This is a genomic window from Burkholderia sp. Bp9142 (genome assembly GCF_003853415.1).
Taxonomy (GTDB): domain Bacteria; phylum Pseudomonadota; class Gammaproteobacteria; order Burkholderiales; family Burkholderiaceae; genus Burkholderia.
The window spans coordinates 91,222-113,055 of the sequence record NZ_QTPP01000025.1; the positions used below are offsets into that span (position 1 = coordinate 91,222).

The window sequence follows — 21,834 nt, forward strand, 5'->3', positions numbered from 1 at the left end:
GTGACCCAAGCGCCCTGTTCGTCACCCACCTGAGTTATCGACGAGGCAAATAAAATGCATCTCGGGAAATCCTACAAACTATCGGAATTTCTGATCTGGACTCGCTGGAAAATTTACGAGCTGCTCGTTTTCGGTTCCGTTCCGGTTGTGCTGTATAAGTTCTTTTCCGTCACATGGCTGTCGATCCCCCTGACGATCGTCGCGCTCCTCGGAACCGCGACGTCGTTCATCGTCGGCTTCAAGAATGTCCAGACGTACAACCGGGCAATGGACGCGCTGGAAATCTGGACCGATATCCTGAGCAAAAGCCGCCGCTGGGGGCAAATCGCGCGCGACTTCGTGACGGACGAAGAGGTTGCCCGAAAGCTGGTCTATCGACACCTCGCCTGGTTGACCGCGCTGAGATACGAGCTGCGCCGCCCTCGCATCTGGGAAAGCACGAACAAGCGCTACAACGCGGAGTATCGTCGCTTCTATCGCGTGCCGGAATGGGAAAAAGACATCAAGGAATTATTGCCAAAATACTTGTCCCCCTCTGAAGCGGAACAGGCGCTCTCCTCCGCTTCCATCACGACATTCGTGCTGGGCCTGCAAGGCACTTCGCTCAAGATGCTTCACGTGGCCGGCCATCTGAATTCGAATTTCTACATGGAACTTCATAAAACCATTGGCGACTTCATCGATCTCCAGTCGCGATCCGAACGGTTCAAGAATTTCCCCTATCCGCGTCAGTACGCGACTGTCAGTTCCCTGTTCGTCCGATTTTTCTGCCTGTCCCTTCCGTTCGGTCTTCTGAACGAATTCGACCGGCTGAACGATAGCGTGAGCGGCTTCATGCACGGCAACATGGTCTGGCTGGTGGTGCCATGCAGTGTCGCGGTGTCGTGGATGTATACGTCGCTCGACCAGGTCGGCGAAAGCACGGAGAATCCGTTCGAAGGCGGCGCGAACGACGTTCCGATTTCGACGCTGTGCGGCACGATCGAGCGAGATCTGAAAGCGATGCTCGGAGAGCATGCCGTCGGGTCGTCGAGCCACACCGTCATTGCGCTATAGCGAATCCTGAGTCTTCCTGGCCGGTATCGGCCCGCCGCGGCTTCGTGGCATCTGGCGGGCAGGTGCATTGCAGACGCGGCCGGCGGCGGTGGAGAGGCATGCGCCCCCCTTGGCGTCGACGTCGCCCTCGGCGACGGCCGGTCCATTGCCGGCCCGCAGGGACGACGTACCGTACCGCCGACTACCGATGTTGTCGTTCGAGCGGCACCGGATTGCCGAACCCCGATCATTGCTACCCCCCTCCTGTCGTCGATTGTTGTCGCCAAGACAACATGATGAGGTCCATTGCGACGCTACTGCCTCACGGCCACATCGCCTACGCTTGGCGATGTCGGTGGCAGTCCACGCTGCCGGATGCATCCGGAAACAACACGACACCGCAACAGAAGCGTGCGAGCGCGCGCGGCAAGTCTGCGCCGCGTAGCGCCTTCGCCCGTCATTGGCCGCGTCAGCCGAGGCTGTCGCGATGGGTGTGACACAGCACTTCACCAATCGAGGAACGATCCGTGACTGAACAAGACATCCGCAACAACGCCTTCGCGATGCCCGTGCATAACCCGGCGTATCCGCGTCCGCCCTTCCGCTTCATCAATCGGGAGTACTTCATCATTTCGTACGAGACGGACAGGGATGCGCTCCGGGCCGTCGTTCCGGAACCGCTGACGGTCGACCATGCCATCGTCCACTACGAATTCATCCGCATGCCGGATTCGTCAGGATTCGGTGACTACACGGAGAGCGGCCAGGTGATCTCCGTTCTCGACGAGGACGGCAATCGAGCCAATTTCACGCACGCGATGTATCTCGACGACGAAGGCCCGATCGCAGCCGGACGCGAGATCTGGGGATTTCCCAAGAAGCTGGCGTCGCCGAAGCTCTGCGTCGATGGCAAGGACACGCTGCTCGGCACGCTCGACTACGGCACGCAGCGCATCGCCACCGGAACGATGGGCTACAAGTATCGCGCCCTCGACACGGCGGCCGAGCGCCGCAAGCTCGCCGACACGCCCAACTACCTGCTCAAGGTCATTCCGCACGTCGACGGCTCGGCCCGCATTTGCGAGCTCGTGCGCTTCTTCCTGCGCGATGTCGACGTGATCGGCGCATGGGAGGGGCCCGCCGCGCTCGAGCTGCATCCCCATGCACTCGCATCGGTCGCCGATCTGCCGGTTCGCCAGGTGATCGGCGCACGCCACGTCATTGCAAATCTCACGCTCGATATCGGCGAAGTGGCGTATGACTATCTCGCCCCGGCCGAGTCGCTGAAACTCGCAGTCAACCAATAAGCTCCCGGAGGACATATGGCACTGAATGACAAGATCGCGCTCGTGACGGGCGCGGCGAGCGGTATCGGCGAGGTGTGCGCGCGCAAGCTCGCGACGGACGGCGCGACGGTCGTCATCGCGGATCTGAATCTCGCGGCCGCACGAAAGGTTGCTGACGACATCGTCGCCAACGGCGGAAAGGCGTTGGCGATCGCCATGGACGTCACCAGCGAGGAAGCCGTCGACGCGGGACTGACCGAAACGATAAGCCGGCTGGGCGGAATCGACGTGCTCGTGTCGAACGCAGGCATCCAGATCGTCAACCGGATCGAGGATTACGCATTTTCCGACTGGAAGAAGATGCTGGCCATCCACCTCGATGGTGCGTTCCTGACGACCCGGGCCGCCATCAGGCATATGTATGCATCGAACAAGGGGGGCACGGTGATCTACATGGGCTCGGTGCATTCGCACGAGGCCTCGCCCCTCAAGTCCGCCTATGTGACCGCGAAACACGGGTTGCTCGGTCTCGCGCGGGTGGTCGCGAAAGAAGGCGGCCCGCGTGGCGTGCGTGCCAATGTCGTGTGCCCGGGTTTCGTCCGCACCCCGCTGGTCGACAAGCAGATCCCCGAGCAGGCGAAGGCCCTCGGGATCTCCGAGCAGCAGGTCGTAAGCGACGTGATGCTGAAGGAGACGGTCGACGGCGAATTCACGTCGCTGGCCGATGTCGCGAACACGGTTGCCTTCCTGGCCGGCTTCGAGTCGAACGCGCTTACCGGGCAATCGATCGTCGTCAGCCACGGCTGGTTCATGCAGTAAGGAGAACGCCATGTATTCGAGCCAGCGTAACAAGCTGAAGCAGCCTCATCGCATCAAGCTCCCCGCCTATGACGAAATCGGGCTCGTGCTGCAGGGCGGCGGCGCACTCGGCTCATACCAGGCCGGTGTATACGAGGGCATGGCCGAGGTCGGCGTGGAACCGACGCGAATCGCCGGTGTATCGATCGGTGCGCTGAACACGGCGATCATCGCCGGCAACGCGCCCGCGGATCGAACGGAAGCACTGCGTGGCTTCTGGAACACCATCAGTCAGCCGGCCGATCCGCTCTCGCACTTCGGCAATTACATGTCGGCGTGGTCCGGGCTGGAAGACATGGGACGCAGGTGGTCGAGCGCATGGGCCGCAACACGCACGTTGATGGAAGGCCAGGACGGTTTTTTCTCCCCGCGCTCGCATGTGTCTTTCGCCGGGTTCGGCAGGAAGCGCCCCGATCAGGTCAGCTATTACGACACGTCGGCGTTGCGTGAAACGCTGTTGCGGTACGCAGACTTCGATCGCATCAATGACGGAAATATTCGCGTATCCGTCGGCGCGGTCAATGTTCGGACCGGCAATCTCGTCTATTTCGACAACACCAAAATGCGTCTCGAGCCGGAACATTTCATTGCCTCCGGGGCGCTGCCGCCGGGTTTTCCGGCCGTCGAGATCGATGGCGAGTTCTACTGGGACGGCGGACTGGTTTCCAACACGCCGCTGACCGAGATCATCCGGGAAAGCCAGCACAAGGACACGCTCGTGTTCCAGATCGATCTGTGGAGCTCACGCGGCAAGTTGCCGGGCGATTTCCTCGATGTCAGCGAGCGCACCAAGGACATTCAGTATTCAAGCCGCACACGCGCCATCACCGCGTTCATGTCGCAGAACCAGAAGCATGCGCAGATGATCAAGGCGCTGCTCGAGCATATTCCCGAACACGTGCGGCTTGCACACCCGTTGTTGCGGGAGGCGCAGAAGACGGCCGATGGCAGCGCGGTGAACGTCGTGCACCTGATCTACAAGAACAAGACGTTCGAGGGGCACTACAAGGATTATGAATTCAGCGAGAACACAATGCGCGAGCATTGGGCGAGCGGCCTCGAGGATATTCGGCGATCGTTCGGCCATCCCGACTGGTTCGATATCCCGAGCCGCGAAATCGGCTTCGTCACGCGGGACGTGCACCGCTATCGGCAGGACGTCAACGAAACGGGCGGCCGGGGCACGGACGCTTTGCCGGCAGCGAAACACTCGCCGGAGCAAGAGCCGTCCGTCGCCAAGTAATGCGTGGCGACGCCTTCCGTGAACATGACAGTGCGAGCCGCAAGGAGAACACCATGATGTCGCATGAAATGATTGCGCGGTACGGCACGTTGGTCGTATTCCTGAATGTGCTCGGGTCTTCGCTCGGCTTGCCTCTGCCTGCGATACCGACGTTGATCACGGTCGGGGCAGGCGTTGCGCTCGTTACGCATGTCGCGTCGTCGACGTTGCTGCATTTCTCGACGATACTGGGCGCCGCCGTGATTGGCGGCTTTCTCGGCGACCTGGTCTGGTATCAGGGCGGCAAGCGGTACGGCAAGCGCACGCTTCATACCGTCTGCAAGCTGTCGCAGTCGCGTAAAGCGTGCGTCAGGACGACAGAGCGGTTTTTCGGGCGCTGGGGCGTTCGCGTGCTCATCGTTGCGAGATTCGTTCCCGGCCTGTCGCTCGTTGCCGTTCCGCTATGCGGTGCGATGGCCGTCAGGTTGCGCTCGTTTGTGTTGCACGATTGTGCGGGCCTTGCACTGTGGGCATCGATCGGACTGGCGATCGGCACACTATTCGCTTCGCAGATCGACGTGATTTTCGCGTTTGTCGCCCGTCTTGGCTGGCGTGCGCTCATCTTCGCCGGCATGGTTCCGGTGCTGTATGTCCTGTACCGCTACTGCCGCAGGCTGATGTTGGCAAACGCGCTCGGTAATGCACGAATCAGCGCCGGCGAATTGCATGCGCTGCTCGCGAATAATCCGCGGCCGGTCGTGATCGATATTCGCTCCGCCGAGCGAAGGACGCTCGATCCATTCGTCATTCCGGGCGCGGTAATTGGCGATGAACGAAAGACCCGGCAGATCATGGAGCGCCATGGAACGAACCGGACACTCGTCATCTATTGCGCGTGCCCGAACGAAGTGTCCGCGGTGTCGGTGGCCAGGCAATTACGGCTGTCCGGCATCAAGCTGGCGTTGCCGCTTGCGGGCGGCATCGATGCATGGCGCGCCGCGGGCTTCGACGTCGAGCCGATGATCGCAATGAACGACGCGGCAATCGGCTGACATGTGTCATGTCCAGACCTGATCTCTCGGTCAGTAGCAGATCAGGTCGGAGATTGCCTGGACGTCACCTCATGAAGGGCCGTGATCGACTGCGGATTCAACCCGTCGCTGCAACAGATTGATGAAATCGCTCAGCCGGTGTATCGAAGTCTGGTGTCTTTAGCGGACGTCATTTAGCCGCCTCGCAGTCGCTCCTCCCATGTCATCGTTACGGAACTAGTTCGGCGGGCGTGCCGGTTTGAGTGTGGCGGCAACAAGTTCCGCCACCGCCTGTCGGGCTGCCTTCGCTGCCGTCTCGTCATACGCGATAGTGGCGCCACGTTCGACACAGGGGTCGTTATACGAGAAAGGCTGGTTGGTCTTCGCATTGAAAATCTGGCCGTTGTCACCTTCCTCCCATTGGCAATTGCGCATTGTCTGGGCTTGCCGCAACTTCACCGGCGGCTTGAGCGCGCGTCCGTCGAAAACATGACTGGCGCCGGGATATTCCATCAGGCGGATGTCTTTGCCTTTGGCTTTTAACCGCTCGACATATGCTCGACATGACGCAACAGGGGCGTAATTGTCGTCAGTACCGTGAAACACGCGCACTGGCTGAGACACAATGTCTTCGTCGTCTCGGTAGGCGTAGCTGCAATCTGGATAGAAAGCAACATAGGCCGCGAAATGTGCGCCCGACGCATCAGCATGCATCCGCTGAAAACGCGTCAGGCTCGCGTAAAGCGCATTTTGACCGCCCCGGGAAAGACCCATCAGCATTACTCGGCTGGGGTCAATTCTTGGATGCTTGGCCAGCAGTGCGAGCGCTCGGTAAGCATCCTCGGTTTGCGCCAAGCGACCGAGTTGGGACTGGTCGTCGTTCACACTGACGATGCCGCGGGCCGTGAAGCTGTCAATGACGAAGGTGGCAACGCCCAACGCAAGAAACTCGTGCTCCCAATCCAGAACATAATTGCCGACGCCGCCTGAACCGTGCAGCAGGATGACAAGTGGAAACCGCTCATTGCCCGAGCGAGGCAGACGCAGTTCGCCAGCGATGGTGACGGGCTTGCCATCCTCGCGGCCGACCAGGAAATCCTGGTCTGTTAATGTGAGTGACTCAAACGGGATGACTTCCATGCGCGCAACCTGCGCATATCCGGTATGCGCTAGCGAGACGAGGAGAATACAGGCTGCGACGAGGACCATGCGACGGCAACATGTGCAATACCATTCTGCAGTCAGCATACCGAGGTCCTTTAATCGTGAATTCGTCGGCGACTTGCTCCGAGTAGCATAGACCGGATTCGGGAACTTACAAGGTCCACTGAACCAGATGCGGGTCCCAGGTCTCACGATAGCCGCGAGTCGAGCTTCAGGGTGCAAAGGAGAAGGCTGACAGGAACCATGCGATGACGGCGCCCCTGTCCGATAAGACGGGTGACTCGGCGGTAAAGACCGCAATGGCCACAGCAAGGACGTCAGCTAACCCGCACAAAACGGCCGCTTGAATGACCAAGTGACGGTCATGGCGACCGGCGGCTTCTGGCCGAACCGAGTCAGACGATCTGACGCTGTCTGCCGGGTCCGGTCCAGCCTGATACCGCTGATAACAGCGGAGGCAAAGCGTGCGATCCAACCCCGCGCGCTTCGAAGCGGCCTCGTTCAGTGCGCGCCGCCGGCCATGCCGCCACCACCCTTGCCCGGCTTGGTGAGCCAGACCAGCGGGACGATCACGATGAAGATGATCGACGACAGCCAGAAGAGATCGTTCAGCGCGAGCATCGCGGCCTGCGCATTGAGCGAACGTTCGAAAAAGGCGGTGGCCTGATCCATCCCGCCGCCGAGCGTCGCGTGGATCTGCGCGATGGCGCTCGTGTAGGCGGGGTTACTCATGCTCGACTGCTCGGCGAGCCGGGCATGATGAAGGATCGTCCGGTCGTTCCATCCCGTCGCGATCAACGACGTGCCGACACCGCCCGCGAACACGCGCACGAAGTTGGACAGGCCGGCGGCCGCCGGAATCCTGTCAGGCGTCAGCCCCGACAGGATGATCGCGGTAAGCGGCGTAAAAAAGAGCGCCATGGGAATGCCTTGCAGCAGTGTCGGCAGCACCAGGGTATACGGATCGACGCTGGTCGTGTATTGCGAGCGCATGAAGAACACGCCCGCAAACCCGAGGAAGGCCAGCGTCGCAAGCACCCGCGCGTCGGACTTCGGCATGATCTTCGCCATCATCGGTGCCAACAGCACGGCGAAGATCCCGAGCGGCGCCGTGACGAGCCCGGCGTCCACCGATCGATAGCCGAGATAGCCCTGAATCCACTGCGGCAGGATCACGAGGTTCGAGAAGAACACCGCGTACGCGACCGAAATCGCGATCGTGCCGCCACGGAAATTGCGCACCGCGAAGAGGCGGATATCGACGATCGGGTTCTTCTCCGTGAATTCCCAGATCAGGAAGAACAGGAAGCTGATGGCGGCGATGACGGCAAGCGCGCAGATCACGGGCGAATTGAACCAGTCGAGATCCTTGCCCTTGTCGAGCATGATCTGCAGTGTCGCGACCCACACGATGAGCGACATCAGCCCGACCGTGTCGATGGGAAGCTTGCGCACCGGCGTCTCGCGGTCGCGATAGATCATCCACGTCACGGCGGCCGCGAACAGGCCGACGGGAATGTTGATGTAAAAGATCCACGACCAGCTGTAGCTGTCGGTGATCCAGCCGCCCAGCGCGGGCCCCGCGATCGGGCCGACCGTCGCGGTCATCGACCAGAGCGCGAGCGCGGTCGAGCTTTTCTCCTTCGAATACGAACCCAGCAGGATCGCTTGGGAAAGCGGAATCAGCGGCCCCGCGACGACGCCCTGCAATACCCGCGCGGCGAGCAGCACGAGCAGGTTCGGCGCGACGCCGCACAACCACGACGAAAACACGAACAGCACGATGGCGGCCACGAACAGCCGGATCTGGCCGACGCGCTGCGTGAGCCAGCCCGTCAACGGAATCGCGACGGCATTGGCCGCCGCGAACAGTGTGATCACCCACGTGCCTTCGTCGACGGAGACGCCGAGGTTTCCCGAGATCGTCGGAATCGCGACGTTCGCAATGGATGAATCGAGCACGTTCATGAACGTCGCGAGCGCGACGGCGATGGTCGCAAGGACCAGCTTTCCGCCCGTCAGCGGTGGCGGTGCAGGTTGCGTTGAGGCATTCATCTCGCTTTCACTCTGAAGGTATCGACCATGCCGGCGTATCGATCCGGCCAGTCAGACGATTGGATCGACCGACACGCGACGACGACGCGCACCGGGTCGACGGTTCAGCTTGCGCGCTGCGTCGTGTCGCGTACGGCGCTTGCGTCGCGCTTGACGGAAGCCGTCGGCGATCCGACAGGCCCCGTCGCCCCCGCATGCTCGACGACAACGTTTCGCGCAATGATCTTCTCGATCTCGGCATCGGCCCGTGCGCCGTATTCGGCAAACACGTCGGTGCGATACGACGTGTTCGTTGCCGCGCCGAGCTGCGGGCCCGTGTCGTCGCGCGTATCCACATCGACCTCCATCGACAGGCCGATCCGCAGCGGATGCGCTTCGAGCTCCTTCCGGTCGAGCTGGATGCGCGCGGGCAGGCGCTGAACGATCTTGATCCAGTTGCCCGTCGCGTTCTGCGCCGGCAAGCTCGCGAAGGCGCTGCCCGTGCCCGCCGAGAAGCCGACGACGCGGCCGTGGTACTTGACCTTGCCGCCGTACACATCGGCCGTCAGCGTGACGGGCTGACCGATGCGCATGCCGCGCAACTGGATTTCCTTGAAGTTCGCGTCGACCCAGACACCGTCGAGCGGAACGATCGCCATCAACGGCGTACCGGGCGACACGCGCTGGCCGACCTGGACCGAACGCTTCGCCACATAGCCCGTGACCGGCGCGGGCAATACGTTGCGCGCGTAGGCAAGATACGCATCGCGCACCTTCGACGCGGCGGCTTGCACGTTCGGATGCTGGTCGATCGTCGTGCGGCCGGTCAGTGCGCGGTTGGCTTCCGCCTGTTGACGAGCGGCATCGAGCGCCGCCCGCGCGGCCGCCACGGTGTCGCGCGCATGCGCGATGTCTTCGGCCGACACGGCACCCGTGTCGGCAACGGCCTGGCGGCGGCGCAGATCGTCCTGCGCGCGGGCCAGATCGGACTGCTTCTGGGCGACGTTCGCGGCATACAGATCGTTGTTCACGTAAAGACTGCTCACCTGCCGCACGATCTGACCCAGTGTCGCTTCGGCGTTGCCGAGTGCGACCTTCGCATCCGCATTGTCGAGTGTGACAACAGCGGCGCCCGCGTTCACGATCTGCGTATCGTCGGCATTCACGGCGACGACGGTACCCGCCACCTGTGGCGTCAGTTGCACGAGGTTGCCGCTGACGTATGCGTCGTCGGTGGACTCGTGGTAGCGCGCGTACGTCAGGTAGTACATGCCATACGCGATCGACGACGCGACGACTGCCACGCCGAGCAGCGCCAACAGCGGCCCGCGCCTCCGCGTGGCGGGCTCGCTTGCGACGTCACCGCCTCCCGACGGCGACGGATCGTGACTCACGCGGGCGGCATCGACCGGCTTGCGAACCGGCGGGTTGATTTCGCTCATTTCAATTCTCCAGGCAGATTCGATGGATAACCGCTCAGCGCGCGGCGACGGCAGGCGTGTCGGCTACGGGCCCTTTGGCGCGAGCCGCGGCCCCGGCGTCCGCGAACGACGTGTCGGCGAAGCCGCCACCCAGCGCGGACGCAAGCGCGATCTGCCGATCACGGCGAGTCATGCGCAGATTCGCGACGCGCTGATCGGCGGAAAGCGCGTTGACGTCGGCGTTCAACACGGTTAGTTGATTGGTGAGGCCGGCCTTGTACTGCGTGAGCGCCAGTCCGGCGGCTTCCAACGCGGCTTGCCGCGCAGTCTGCGCATCGACCAGTTGCGCATCCGCCGAGCGCACGCCGGCGATTTGCGTGGCCACGTCGCTCAACGCGGTCACGAGCGTCTGGTTATAGGTTGCGACTGCGCTATCGAAATCGGCATAGCGCCCCTTCAGTTGCGCGCGAAGCTCACCGGCGTCGAAGATCGGCAGGTGGATGGCCGGGCCGACGGATGCCGTGCGGCTCGCCGCCGTCAGGAAGCGCCCGAAGCCGAACGCGTCGAGCCCGATCGCGGCGCTCAGGTTGATGTCGGGATAGAACTCGGCCTTCGCTTCCTTCACGTCGTGCGCGATCGCATCGACGCTCCACCGGGCTGCCACGATGTCGGGACGCCGGCTGACGAGATCCGCGGGCAGATTGTCGGGCAGGCGAACGTCGTCGCCCATGCCGAGCACCGGTCGCGCGATCTGCAGGCCGCGATCGGGACCGGCGCCGAGCAGCGCGGCGATTTCATAGCGCGTCGCGAGAATCTGGCCGTCGAGCGATTTCATCGCCGCGTGGCTCGTCGCGAGATTCGAGCGTGCGGTCTCCCGCTCGACTTGCGTGTCGAGCCCCGTCGCGATACGGCTGGCGGTGATTCGATCGATCTGCTCGCGCCGATCGATCTCCTGTTTCGCGATGTCATGCAACAGGTAGAGCCGTGCAAGCTGGTTATAGGTGCGTGCGATCGAAGTCGTGAGCGTCAGCCGGACCGCTTCCTCGTCGACGCGGCTCGCCTGAAGCCTGGATACCGACGCCTTCAACGCCTCGCGCTTCTTGCCCCAGAGATCGAGTTCATACGAAGCACCGAGGATGCCCCGGTTCTCGGTCTGCCATGACCCGCCATACGGCGGCGGAACGAGCGCCGTTCCTGAAAATTGCTGGCGTGTGAGCGTGTAGCTGGCGTCGACGCGCGGCATCGTTCCCGCCCGCGCGGATTCGCTATAGGCCTGCGCGGCTGCCACGCGCGCGCGTGCCTGATCGAGCGTCGGGCTACTTCTCAGCGCCTCGTCGATCAGCGCCTTCAGTTGGCCATCGCCGAACTGATCGGCCCAATCGGCGGTAGGCCAGTGACCTTGCTCGGACGGAAGACTCTGTTGTGTCACATACTGCTGCGGATCAGTCATCGTCGCATTGCCATGAATGCCGGCGTAATTCACGCACGCCGACAAACCGGCCGCGACGATCGCCGGCACACCCGCCTTGAACACGTGCGACGCGTGTCGCCCGGCGCTTGAAAAAATGTTCATTGCTCGTCTCGTCACGTAGTAGGCCAACACAGTCGTTTGCAGAAAAATCGCCATTCGGGTTCGGTCCGGTATCCGCACGTGCGCGGCACGGTCCGGGGGCATTCGATCGCGACGACGCAATGCCGCGCGTGCGCAACAAGCCAGCACCTCGGTCGCGAGCGCGAACAGTGTCGTGATACCCATCCACGGATTCCTCAAGCCGCGGCGTACCTGCTCACTGCGCCCGACACCCCGCACGCACCAGGTACAGAAGTGTTCGCAGTTGTTCGTCAGAAGCCGGTACCGGTCTTCACCGAGGCGCGACCTGGCCCGCTCGACGACGGTCATGCCGGTATAAACGGCATCCGGTTCCGGCTGAACACGGACGCCCTTGTTCGCCGCGAAGCGACATAACGGAACGCATTCCACCGGGCACCGTCTGGCGGAACGATGAAAGCCGCCATAGTGGATAACCAGGCCGTTTCCCGCGTAGATTCCGTGGTGCGCATACCCTTCCCGCTCACTGACGAGATGGGCACCTGCTTCGATGCCGGAATCCGCTCGCGGCGCCGCCTGCGAATTCGTCAGCCAATCGATATTCAACGTTTCCATCGCAAGCCTCCGATTTCGTATGTGCGTTGCATTCCGCGTCGCTGATGGGTCGCTTGCACGCGCAAGTCGAAGTGTCGGTCGTGGTCTTCCGGATCGCAGGCAAAGCCGCTCCCGCCCGAAGTCCGTCTTTCGGGAGCGATCGCCGTTGCATTCGTGGCGCTTCATCGGCGGCGGAAAATCACGAATCAGGGCAAGTGCGTCGAGCGCTATCGAAGTCGATGACTCGTTTGCAGACCTGATCAGACGCATTGCCGTGCCTTAATACTATGAGCGGGCCGCACGCGCAGGTAGACCTGTATCGGAACACTTTGCCGTTCCTCATTGGCACCAATCCGCTGCGTCACCGCATTCGTCGAGAGCGCGATGCGCCCGGTCGCGCTCCGGTCTCGCCGCATTGGTGCGGAGCAGGCAACACCATGCATCCCGAGACGATCTGGTGCGGCGACGCGTGTTTGCCTAGCATGCAAGAGCGTTTGGCCCATCCGTCGGATGGAGGTCATGGGGATCGACTTGCAGCCAGGAGCCGCGCCATTGCACTGATTCGCTTCGAAAAACAACGCACCGCCCGATACCCAGGGTTCGAGACGCTCGCGTTGACCAGTACAAACAACCGGGAGGCATATGGAGAACGAGAGGTTGCAACCTCCGTCGCAGACACTGCTCGACAAATACCGCGGGCGGGAATTCGCCGCGCTCTACACGACCACGGTCACGGTCTCCGGAGGTGAATCCGGGCACGGCCGTGCATCGGGTGTTGCGAGATCCGACGACGGTTGTCTCGTCCTTGATTTGCGGTTGCCCACCGAACTGGGCGGTCCGGGCGGCGGCACCAATCCGGAACAGCTTTTCGCAGCCGGCTATGCCGCGTGCTTCCACGGTGCGCTGAGCCTGCTGGCGCAGCGCGAACGGATCGACATGCGGGAAACAACCGTGGCGGTCGAAGTGTCGTTCGGTCGCGATCCGGTGGATGGCGGATATGCGCTGACCGCCAACGTCACCGCCCGCATGCCGGGTGTGGACCTGCAGGTCGCGGAACGTCTGGTCCGCGACACGGAGCGCCTGTGTCCCTATACGAAGATGGCGCGACAGGGAATCCTCAGTGTCGTCGCCGTGTCGGCGTGACGGATGATTGGTGCCGAAGCGGCAACAGAGTGCGCACGTACCGGGCACTACTGGGCCGCGAGACACGCGATTACGATGATTGCCAGGCCGGTCGTGCGATGTATCGCCATGCGCAGCACCGGTAGTACCGCTTCCACAGATCAGGAGAACGGATCATGACGCAACGTATCAACTACTTTCAGCAATCGCCGGAACTGACCAGGAAACTCGTCGAGCTCGACGGGTTGTTTCAAAAGACGACGATCGAGGTGCCGGTTCGCGAGCTCGTCGAGATTCGGGCGTCGCAGCTCAACGGCTGCGCGTTCTGCGTCGACATGCACATCAAGACGGCCAGGATCCACGGCGAGCGCGAACTGCGCATGCATCACGTCGTGGTCTGGCGCGAGTCGCCGCTGTTTTCGCCGCGCGAGCGCGCCGCGCTGGAATGGACCGAAGCACTGACGCAGCTCTCGTCGCACGGCGTGCCGGACGATATCTACGAACGCGTGCGGGCCCACTATTCGGAGCAGGAGCTGTCGGATCTCACCTTCCTCGTCGGTGCGATCAACAGCTGGAACCGGCTGAATGTCGCGTTCCGCATCGCGCCCGGCTCGTTCGACAAGATGTTCGGGCTCGACAAGGCCAACCTGGAGTAACGACTTGACGTCCTCCGCCGCCTAAAGGCGGCGGATTCCCACACCTGGCGATGCACGTCCGCATCGGAGAATGTTCAGCGCAGCATTGGTATCTCGATCATGCACGACACCACAGTCACTGCAGGCCCACGCTCTTACTCGCAGTCCCGCGATACCTTTCGGCCGCGTCGTGCTGTCTGTCGACCCGCACGCCGAACAGGACTGGGTAGAACCGCTTTCGTCGACTTCCTCGAACGTGACTCCGTGCGCGATCGCTTTGTAATGAAGCTTGTTCCGGAAGGACGACCAGGATGCGTCATAGACGCTCTTCGCCATCCTGGTTCTGGCGAGCTTCACGGCCGACACGTTACCGACCGCGATGTAATCGAAGCGCCGCACCAGATCGAGCGCGAGCTTGTGCTGGAAATCGGCGCGGGCATTCGCCACCTTGGCGTGCAGCTTCGCGATATGCCGCTTGTGCTTGCGCGCCCGCTGCGCCTTCGCCAGCTTGTCGGCCGCGCGACGGCCGAACGGGTCATTGGGCAGCTTCTCGCCGGTCGAAAGTGTGGCGAAGTCTTTCAGGCCGAGATCAATGCCGACGCCGGAACGGATCGGGCGCGCCTGAACATCGGGCAGCTCGATCACGATATTCAGGAACCAGTTGCCGCGTGCATCTTGCGCAAAGTTGGTGCCGTCCTTGATCTTGCCGTCGGGAAGCGGCCGGCTGTTGAACACACGGAAGGTGTTACCGGCGAAGCGGAACGCGTCGCCCTCGCGTTTCAGGTCTCGGCCCTTCAGCGGCACCCAGCCAAGCGATTTCCTGCCGCGATAGCGCAGGTAGGGCCGACGGCGCTGGCTGCGCGACTTCGCGTATTGCTCGCACGTCGCATTGACCGTGCCGGAATGGATGCCAAGTTCCTTGCTGCTGCCGGTGGTCAGCACGTTCAGATCAAAACCCGTCGGCCACTTTTTGTTCCACTTGAGCGCGTGCTTCTGCGCGTCATTGCAGAAGTTCCAGACGTAGTTCACCGCACGGCTCTGCTTGTTCAGGAGTCCGTTGAGCGACTTCACGCGGTAGCGGTAGACAAGAATCATGCCGGTCATTTTAACTTTGGAATGCCGTCTGTCGACGGCGCTCCTTTCCTCCCCGCCGCAAACGGCGGGGTTTCTCGGAGCAACTGATGAAACACAGCATGCTCGCGCTTGCACCGCTTGCCCTGTCGCTGCTGATGCCCGTTCAGCCGGCCGCCGCGGCACCGCAAGCCAGGGTGACGCAGTTGACCACGGAGCCGTTGCCCGAGTATCCGGGCAAGGAGGCGCAGATGATCGTCGTGGATTATCCGCCCGGCAGTGTCGATCCCGTGCATCGTCACGACGCGCACGCATTCGTCTATGTGCTCGACGGCAGCATCGTGATGGGCCTGAACGGCGGCAAGGAGGTCACGCTCCACGCCGGCGACACCTTCCACGAAGGCCCCGACGACGTGCACACGGTCGGACGTAACGCCAGCAGCACGAAGCCGGCAAGGTTCGTCGTGTTCCTGATCAAGAACAAGGGCGCGCCGGTCCTCACGCCCGTGAAATAGCAGGATCGCCGGCGCGGCCCCGCGATGCCGGGTCTGGCCCGGGCGTTCGACGTTCCGGCAGCGCACCAGCGCGTGTGCGCCGACGGGCGGAATGTCCTCGCGCGTCCCGCACCCCGGGGCAGCCGGCGGTCATGATGCCGCCTCCGCGCCGGCACGCCGTTCCCGCGTGTCCGGCCCGTCGATGTCTTTCCTCATACCATCGTCGTTCATCCGGCACACGTTCGGCGCGCCCCGGCACGCTGAGCGCGGGATCGGGAAATCGCCGGGTATACTCCCCACCAGTATCCGTCATATACTCCCCCCCAGTTTCCGTCGAGGATTGAGAGGCGACATAAAAGGCGCAGAATTGACGCGGGTTCCTGCGCCGTTCGCGACATGCGCGAAATCGCCTTCCGACATCGACGGCGCACTCGATCCGATACGTGAAGGGAAGTCGATCCGAACCGTCGTTCACCACTGAAGCACCAAAAAGGAGATGACCATGTCCGTCGCCATTCATCCCGCCGTCGATCGCGGCATTCAAAAGGGCACCGCCCAGTTCGCCGGCGGCACGCTGCGTTGCCTGTGCACGCAGGATCCGGTCGAGGTTCGGGTCGATGCCCAGGTCGCGTTCAATCACGCGTGCGGCTGCACGAAGTGCTGGAAGCCGGCCGGCGCGCTGTTTTCCGTCGTGGGTGTCGTGCCGCGCGACAAGGTCACCGTGACCGCACATGGCGAGAAACTGCACGTCGTGGACGACAAGGCGTTGATCCAGCGCCATGCGTGCTCCGGCTGCGGCACGCATCTGTTCGGACGCATCGAAAATACCGACCATGCGTTTTACGGCCTGGATTTCATCCATACCGAACTGTCGCCGGATGCCGGTTGGGAGGGACCCGGTTTCGCCGCGTTCGTGTCGTCGATCATCGAGAGCGGCACGCCGCCGTCGTTGATGGCGGACGTGCGCGACACGCTGCGCAGCAAGGGGCTGGAGCCCTACGATTGCCTGAGCCCGCCGCTGATGGATGCGCTGGCGACGCAGACGGCCAAGGCCAAAGGCACCTACCGGGAGGCGTGAGTTCCGCCATGGCCGGCGCGTGGCGGCAGGCTGCCGCGCTTCGCCACGACGGTCACGAATCGTGTATCGAACCCGTCGCCGCGCGTGGCGTGCGCCGTCATCGCGCGGCTTTGCACGGGCTTGATCAAGGACGTCTCATGCGGAGATGCGTCAGCGTCGGCCTGCGGCACCAGTTCCCAGCGCCGGCGACAGGGGCGCGCAATGCGCCCGACGGTTTTGCGAGCCGATTGGGTACTAGCCGAGCAGGCTCGACGCCGTCCGGACGATCTCCTCGACGAATACGTTGATCGCAGGATGATTGCGCTCGCCGCGGCGATAGGCGACATAGATCTTGCGGCGCACTTCCGGTTTCAGCTTGACCCATGCGACGCCGGCCAGCGGCCGCGCCCGCCGGAGTCCGGGAACGATCGACACCGAGCAGCCGGCAGCCACCATCGCACCGACCATCTCGAAACCGCCGCACTTGGCGTTGATCCGTGGCTCGTAGCCCGCGCGGCGGCACAAGCCGGCGATGAAGTCACCAAATACGCTCGACGTCGAATCGATTGCCCAGGTTTCATGCCTCAGGTCGGCGACGCTCAGCGACGGCCTTCTGCTCAACGCGTGATCGGCCGCAAGTGCCACGTACAGCACGTCCTCGGCCAGTTGCACGACACCGACGTTCTCCTGCTTGTCGCCCACGACGATGGAGAGATCGTCGATCAGCGCGATATCCGCGCGCCAGGACCGCAGCGCCGCGAGCCCGTCGATCGGCTCCATCTCGTCAAGAATGATCTCGAGGCGCGGAAAGACCCGCTGCAAGGCCTTGACCGTATCGGGCAGCACGGCCGATGCGATCGACGGGAAAGCGGCAACGCGCAACTCGCCGGCGATCTCGCGCCGCAGCACCGCCAGCTCCGAGCGAGCTTCGTCGAGCACCACCATGACCCGCTCCGCGTATCCCACCAGCGCCTGGCCAGCCGGGGTGAGCCGCACGCCCCTGCCGATGCGTTCCGTGAGCTTGACGCCGGCCTCCTCCTCGAGCTGGGTGATTTGCTGCGAGACAGCCGAGGGCGTCAGGAACAGCGCTTCCGCGGCGGCGGCCATGGTGCCGCACCGCGCCAGCTCCAGCAGCGCCCGAAGACGTCCGATTTCCATGGCATTCATCCCAGGGGAAAAACAGGTAATTCACCAGAATTGCTAATGTATTACGTCAAAAACGATAAATATACGTGAGCATATTCACCGCCTACGATGATTTCCGAAAGGCACCGGATCAACCCCGGGGACCGCTCTCCCGCGCTCACGCGGCCCCAGTGATAAGGAAATCGTCATGTTGGAAGCCCGCCCGTGGGTCCCCAGGGATCCCGAAAACTACATCCAGTCGCTGGTCAGACGCTTTGCCAGCCAGGCCCCGGATCAGAACGAGCGTGATCTGCTCGCCTTCGTCGAGGAAAATCGCGTGATACACGAGCGCGACTGCTTCAACCTCAACCCGGCCACCAATGCCATCAACCCGAAGGCCGAAGCGCTGCTGGCCGCCGGCGTCGGTTCGCGGCCGTCCCTCGGCTACCCCGGCGACAAGTACGAAATGGGGCTGGAAGGCGTCGAGAAAATCGAGGTCCTGTGTGCCGAGCTGGTGGCGCAGGTCTTCGGCGCGCGCTATGCGGAGATTCGAGTCGCTTCGGGTGCACTGGCGAACCTTTACGCGTACATGACCGTGGCCAGGCCGGGCGACACCGTGTTCGTGCCGTCCGCCACGGTTGGCGGCCACTTCAGCCATCATGCCAACGGCGCCGCCGGGATGTACGGCGTCAAGCCTTACCTGATGGCATTCGATGCCGATCGCTACACGGTCGATCTGGATGCACTGCGCGAGGACGCGCTGCGCCTGCGACCGAAAGTCATCACCCTCGGCCAGAGCCTCAACCTGTTCCCGCACCCGATCAGGGAGGTGCGTGCCATCGCGGACGAGATCGGTGCCGTGGTGCTCTATGATGCGGCGCACCTGTGCGGCGTGATCGCCGGCCATGCGTGGCAGCAGCCGCTTGCCGAAGGCGCGCATCTGATGACGATGAGCACGTACAAGAGCCTGGCCGGCGCGGCCGGCGGGTTGATCGTGACCGACGACGCCGGGCTGGCGCAGAAACTCGACGCCATTGCCTATCCCGGCATGACGGCCAACTTCGATGCGGCCAGGTCGGCGTCGATCGCGATGACGATGCTCGATTGGCAGGCGTGCGGCCGGCCTTACGCGGCAGCGATGGTCGACACGGCCAAGGCACTGGCCGAGGCGCTTGTCGAATCGGGCTTGCCGGTGTTCGCACGCGACCGCGGCATCACGACGTCGCACCAGTTCGCGATCGAGGCCCATCGGTTCGATGGCGGCCAGGCGATGGCCAGGCGACTCCGGCGGGCCAACATTCTCGCGTGCGGCATCGGGCTGCCGCTCCCCGAGATCGAGGGCGACGTATGCGGCCTGCGGATGGGGACGCCGGAGCTCGTGCGCTGGGGCATGACCGTTCGCGACATGCCGCAACTTGCCGCCTTCATCGCCGACGTACTGCTGGGCCGCAAGGCGCCCGAGGATGTGGCGCCGGCCGTCAGCGAATATCGCCGGCAATTTTCCGCCCTGCATTATCTGCGTTGACGATCGGGAGGCGATACATGGCAGCCAGGGTCGGCGCGATGCGCCGACCGATTCGGTTCGGCATTCGCGGCATGAACCTCATTCGCTTCGGATACCGAAACACAAGACAGCTGGACGAAACATATCGTGGTTGGAGAACGGAAATGAAACGCTTGAATTCGGTCATCGCGATCGGCAGCGCCGCCATCGCTCTCGCTTCGGGCGCAGCACATGCGCAGGACGATGTCGTCAAACTGGGTTTTGCCGGACCACTGACGGGCCAGAACGCGAATCTGGGCAAGGACGTCGAGCGCGGCGCACGGATGGCCGTCGACGACCTGAACGCGAATCCGCCGGTGATTGGCGGCAGGAAGGTCAGGATCGAATTGCAGGTCGAGGACGACGCGGGCGATCCGCGGCAGGCGACCCAGGTCGCCCAGCGCCTGGTCGATGCGGGGGTCAAGGGCGTCGTCGGTCATTTCAACTCGGGGGCGACGATCCCGGCCTCGAAGATTTACCACGACGCACGCATCCCGGAGATATCGCAATCGTCCACCAACCCGAAGTACACGCAGCAAGGCTTCGACACCGCCTTCCGCCTCGTCGCCAACGACGGCCAGCTCGGCTCGGTACTCGGCAAATACGCGGTGCAGAAATGGAATGCCCGATCCGTTGCGGTCATCGACGATCGAACCGCCTATGGACAAGGTATCGCTGACGAGTTCCTGAAGTCGGCGACGTCCGCCGGTGCGAAACTCGTGTCCCGCCAGTACACCACCGACAAGGCGACCGATTTTCGTGGCGTGCTGACCGCCATGAAAGGCGAGAATCCCGACGTGGTCTTCTACGGCGGGATGGACGCGCAGGGCGGCCCGATGATCAAGCAGATGCAGCAGCTCGGGATGGCCTCGAAGTTCATGGGCGGCGATGGCATCTGTACCGGCGAACTGCCCGATCTCGCGGGGGCGGCGCTCAACGGCAGACAGGTCATTTGCGCGGAAGCCGGCGGCATCACGCCTGAATATGCACCGGGGATGGAGAACTTCAGGAAGCGGTTCAAGCAGAAATATGGTCAGGACGTGGTGATCTACGCGCCGTATGCGTACGACGCGATCATGATTCTCGTCGACGCGATGAAGCGAGCCGGCTCGGCCGACCCGGCGAAGTACCTTCCGTACCTGAAGAAGACCGACTACAAGGGCGTCATCGGTGAAACACGCTTCGACGCGAAGGGCGATCTGCAGAACGCCACGCTGACGCTCTATACGTTCAAGGACGGGAAACGCGAAAGCCTGGGCGTCCAACATTGAGATCGGGACGCCGCGAGCTCGGTGCTCGCGGTGTCCGCTTCGCCTCAACGCAAATGGCGCGCGTGGCGAACAGCAGCTTGCTCGCCGTCACGCCGGAATCGGCAAACGTGTCGCGATCTCAGCTCCGCGCGGCAGGCGCCGTGTCGTGCGCACCGGACGTCAATGCCAGCACCGCGAGCGCGCCGGCCGGCGCGAGCAGCGCCCAGAATCCGACATAACGGAAGCCGAGCGCGCCGGCCATGGCGCCGAGCGCGAACGCGACGATCGCCGGCAGCATCTTGCCGAAGCGCGCCCGCGCGGCCGCGCGCGCGCTGTCGGCCGTGCCGGCCGACAGCAGGTCGACGACGTCGAGAATCGCCTGCGTGACGTTGCCCGTCATCACCGTGTTCGGCACGCCGGCACGTGCGATCACGCGCGGATGCGCGTTCTGCACGCCCATCGCGAACGTGCCGACGATGCCGGCCACTAGCACCGGCAGGCTGTCGGACTGCGTGACGGGCGTCGCCCACACGCCGGCCGCACAGAAGCCGAGCAGCAGCACGGCCTGCACCGTATGCAGCGCACGCGTGCCCTGCCATGCCGGCCGCGCGGACAGGGACCGCGCGATCAGGCTCGCCGCGACGACGCCGCACACGAAAGCGGGAAACACGCTCAGCTTCAGCAGGATGCCCTGCCCGAACCCGGCAACGCCCGCGCCGATCAGCACGAAGTTGCCGGTCACGTGCGCGGTGAACAACCCGAACAGCGAGACGAAGCTCAGCGTGTCGACGAACCCGGCGACCGCGGAAAGAATGGTGTCTTCAGATTTCAATTCGTGATGTCTGTGTAGAGGTTTGGCGATGGGGCGCCCGGAATGGCACGATTGCCGCATCGCATTCGCGGGAAGTCAGCGGCGGCACGACCACGGTCGCGGCCGCGCCGGCTGCCATGGTCGGCGACCTGCGGCCGCCGACCGTCGCGACGAAACCGCTTGCCATCGTCCCGGCAGGCACTGCAGCGCGGACTTTCCTCATGGCCGCATTCCGTTGTTTCGACGTCCGACCCCGCGCTCAGGCACTGCCGTCGCCCTGCCTGCGTTGACTATCGTCGACGATGATGACGAGGACGAGCGCCGCAATCAAGCCCAGGTGTTCGAAAAAGCTGTTGAGCGCCATGAAGCGGGCGACCCCGGTGTGGTTCCAGAAGTCGTTCGCCACCGCCATCGCGACGACGGTCAGCACGCCGAGTCCACCCGCGCCGATCCAGGTGAAGCGGCGAAACACCACGCACAGCGAGCCGCCGATCTCGACCACAACCGCCAGTGCAGCCCAGAGCGCGGGCGG

General features: G+C 63.3%; 20 protein-coding genes. 11 read left to right on the forward strand and 9 right to left on the reverse strand.

Annotated elements, in window-relative coordinates:
• Positions 1–54: 54 nt before the first annotated feature.
• The 5 genes from DIE22_RS24990 (at position 55) to DIE22_RS25010 (ending at position 5,453) form a co-directional block, all read left to right on the forward strand.
• Positions 55–1,056, forward strand: a complete 1,002-nt coding sequence (locus DIE22_RS24990; RefSeq protein ID WP_124606309.1) for a bestrophin family protein — start codon at positions 55–57, stop codon at positions 1,054–1,056.
• Positions 1,057–1,562: 506 nt separating this feature from the next.
• Positions 1,563–2,342, forward strand: coding sequence for an acetoacetate decarboxylase (locus tag DIE22_RS24995; RefSeq protein ID WP_124499137.1), 780 nt, complete (start codon positions 1,563–1,565; stop codon positions 2,340–2,342).
• 15 nt (positions 2,343–2,357) lie between these two features.
• The gene (locus DIE22_RS25000; RefSeq protein ID WP_124499138.1) at positions 2,358–3,140 is read left to right on the forward strand and encodes a 3-hydroxybutyrate dehydrogenase; all 783 of its coding nucleotides are present in this window, start codon (positions 2,358–2,360) and stop codon (positions 3,138–3,140) included.
• Positions 3,141–3,150: 10 nt separating this feature from the next.
• Entirely contained in the window at positions 3,151–4,422 is a 1,272-nt protein-coding gene (locus DIE22_RS25005) for a patatin-like phospholipase family protein (protein ID WP_124606310.1), read from the forward strand.
• A gap of 53 nt (positions 4,423–4,475) precedes the next feature.
• A complete protein-coding gene (locus tag DIE22_RS25010) occupies positions 4,476–5,453 on the forward strand; it encodes a VTT domain-containing protein (RefSeq protein ID WP_124606311.1) in 978 nt (325 codons plus the stop codon).
• A 216-nt stretch (positions 5,454–5,669) separates the two neighbouring features.
• Here DIE22_RS25010 and DIE22_RS25015 read toward each other — a convergent pair whose 3' ends face one another.
• The 4 genes from DIE22_RS25015 to DIE22_RS25030 all read right to left on the reverse strand — a co-directional run bounded on the left by DIE22_RS25015 (position 5,670) and on the right by DIE22_RS25030 (position 12,215).
• A complete protein-coding gene (locus tag DIE22_RS25015; protein WP_260426759.1) occupies positions 5,670–6,680 on the reverse strand; it encodes a dienelactone hydrolase family protein in 1,011 nt (336 codons plus the stop codon).
• Positions 6,681–7,097: 417 nt separating this feature from the next.
• Entirely contained in the window at positions 7,098–8,651 is a 1,554-nt protein-coding gene (locus DIE22_RS25020) for a DHA2 family efflux MFS transporter permease subunit (protein ID WP_124606312.1), read from the reverse strand.
• Between the two features lie 104 nt (positions 8,652–8,755).
• On the reverse strand, positions 8,756–10,072 hold the full coding sequence (locus tag DIE22_RS25025) for an HlyD family efflux transporter periplasmic adaptor subunit (protein ID WP_124606313.1): 1,317 nt from the start codon (positions 10,070–10,072) through the stop codon (positions 8,756–8,758).
• 34 nt (positions 10,073–10,106) lie between these two features.
• A complete protein-coding gene (locus DIE22_RS25030; protein ID WP_124606324.1) occupies positions 10,107–12,215 on the reverse strand; it encodes an efflux transporter outer membrane subunit in 2,109 nt (702 codons plus the stop codon).
• 621 nt (positions 12,216–12,836) lie between these two features.
• Here DIE22_RS25030 and DIE22_RS25035 point away from each other — a divergent pair.
• Together DIE22_RS25035 and DIE22_RS25040 are read left to right on the forward strand one after the other, a co-directional pair.
• Positions 12,837–13,337: an Ohr family peroxiredoxin gene (locus DIE22_RS25035; protein WP_124499144.1), complete on the forward strand. Its 501-nt coding sequence runs from the start codon at positions 12,837–12,839 to the stop codon at positions 13,335–13,337.
• Positions 13,338–13,492: 155 nt separating this feature from the next.
• Positions 13,493–13,972, forward strand: coding sequence for a carboxymuconolactone decarboxylase family protein (locus DIE22_RS25040; protein WP_124499145.1), 480 nt, complete (start codon positions 13,493–13,495; stop codon positions 13,970–13,972).
• Between the two features lie 21 nt (positions 13,973–13,993).
• On the opposite strand, the gene DIE22_RS25045 is transcribed toward DIE22_RS25040, so the two are convergent.
• Positions 13,994–15,046: an RNA-guided endonuclease TnpB family protein gene (locus DIE22_RS25045; protein ID WP_124499160.1), complete on the reverse strand. Its 1,053-nt coding sequence runs from the start codon at positions 15,044–15,046 to the stop codon at positions 13,994–13,996.
• 86 nt (positions 15,047–15,132) lie between these two features.
• Between DIE22_RS25045 and DIE22_RS25050 the strand changes: the two genes are divergently transcribed.
• A complete protein-coding gene (locus DIE22_RS25050) occupies positions 15,133–15,537 on the forward strand; it encodes a cupin domain-containing protein (RefSeq protein WP_124606314.1) in 405 nt (134 codons plus the stop codon).
• Between the two features lie 481 nt (positions 15,538–16,018).
• Positions 16,019–16,594 carry an S-(hydroxymethyl)glutathione synthase gene (gene gfa / locus DIE22_RS25055; RefSeq protein WP_124606315.1) on the forward strand — a complete coding sequence of 192 codons (576 nt, stop codon included), beginning with the start codon at positions 16,019–16,021 and terminating at the stop codon, positions 16,592–16,594.
• A 234-nt stretch (positions 16,595–16,828) separates the two neighbouring features.
• Here the strand turns inward: gfa and DIE22_RS25060 are convergent, their stop codons facing one another.
• A complete protein-coding gene (locus DIE22_RS25060; protein WP_124499147.1) occupies positions 16,829–17,731 on the reverse strand; it encodes a LysR family transcriptional regulator in 903 nt (300 codons plus the stop codon).
• Positions 17,732–17,906: 175 nt separating this feature from the next.
• Between DIE22_RS25060 and glyA the strand changes: the two genes are divergently transcribed.
• Positions 17,907–19,223: a serine hydroxymethyltransferase gene (glyA, locus tag DIE22_RS25065; protein WP_124499148.1), complete on the forward strand. Its 1,317-nt coding sequence runs from the start codon at positions 17,907–17,909 to the stop codon at positions 19,221–19,223.
• Positions 19,224–19,366: 143 nt separating this feature from the next.
• Positions 19,367–20,512: a branched-chain amino acid ABC transporter substrate-binding protein gene (locus tag DIE22_RS25070; protein WP_124499162.1), complete on the forward strand. Its 1,146-nt coding sequence runs from the start codon at positions 19,367–19,369 to the stop codon at positions 20,510–20,512.
• A gap of 118 nt (positions 20,513–20,630) precedes the next feature.
• Here the strand turns inward: DIE22_RS25070 and DIE22_RS25075 are convergent, their stop codons facing one another.
• The 3 genes from DIE22_RS25075 to DIE22_RS25080 all read right to left on the reverse strand — a co-directional run.
• Positions 20,631–21,323, reverse strand: coding sequence for a YoaK family protein (locus DIE22_RS25075; RefSeq protein WP_124499149.1), 693 nt, complete (start codon positions 21,321–21,323; stop codon positions 20,631–20,633).
• Positions 21,313–21,525 carry a hypothetical protein gene (locus DIE22_RS38305; protein WP_185640680.1) on the reverse strand — a complete coding sequence of 71 codons (213 nt, stop codon included), beginning with the start codon at positions 21,523–21,525 and terminating at the stop codon, positions 21,313–21,315. Before DIE22_RS38305 ends, DIE22_RS25075 begins: the two co-directional genes overlap by 11 nt.
• A gap of 36 nt (positions 21,526–21,561) precedes the next feature.
• Positions 21,562–21,834: DoxX family protein (locus DIE22_RS25080; protein ID WP_148093201.1), on the reverse strand; the 273-nt coding region annotated here is incomplete at its 5' end.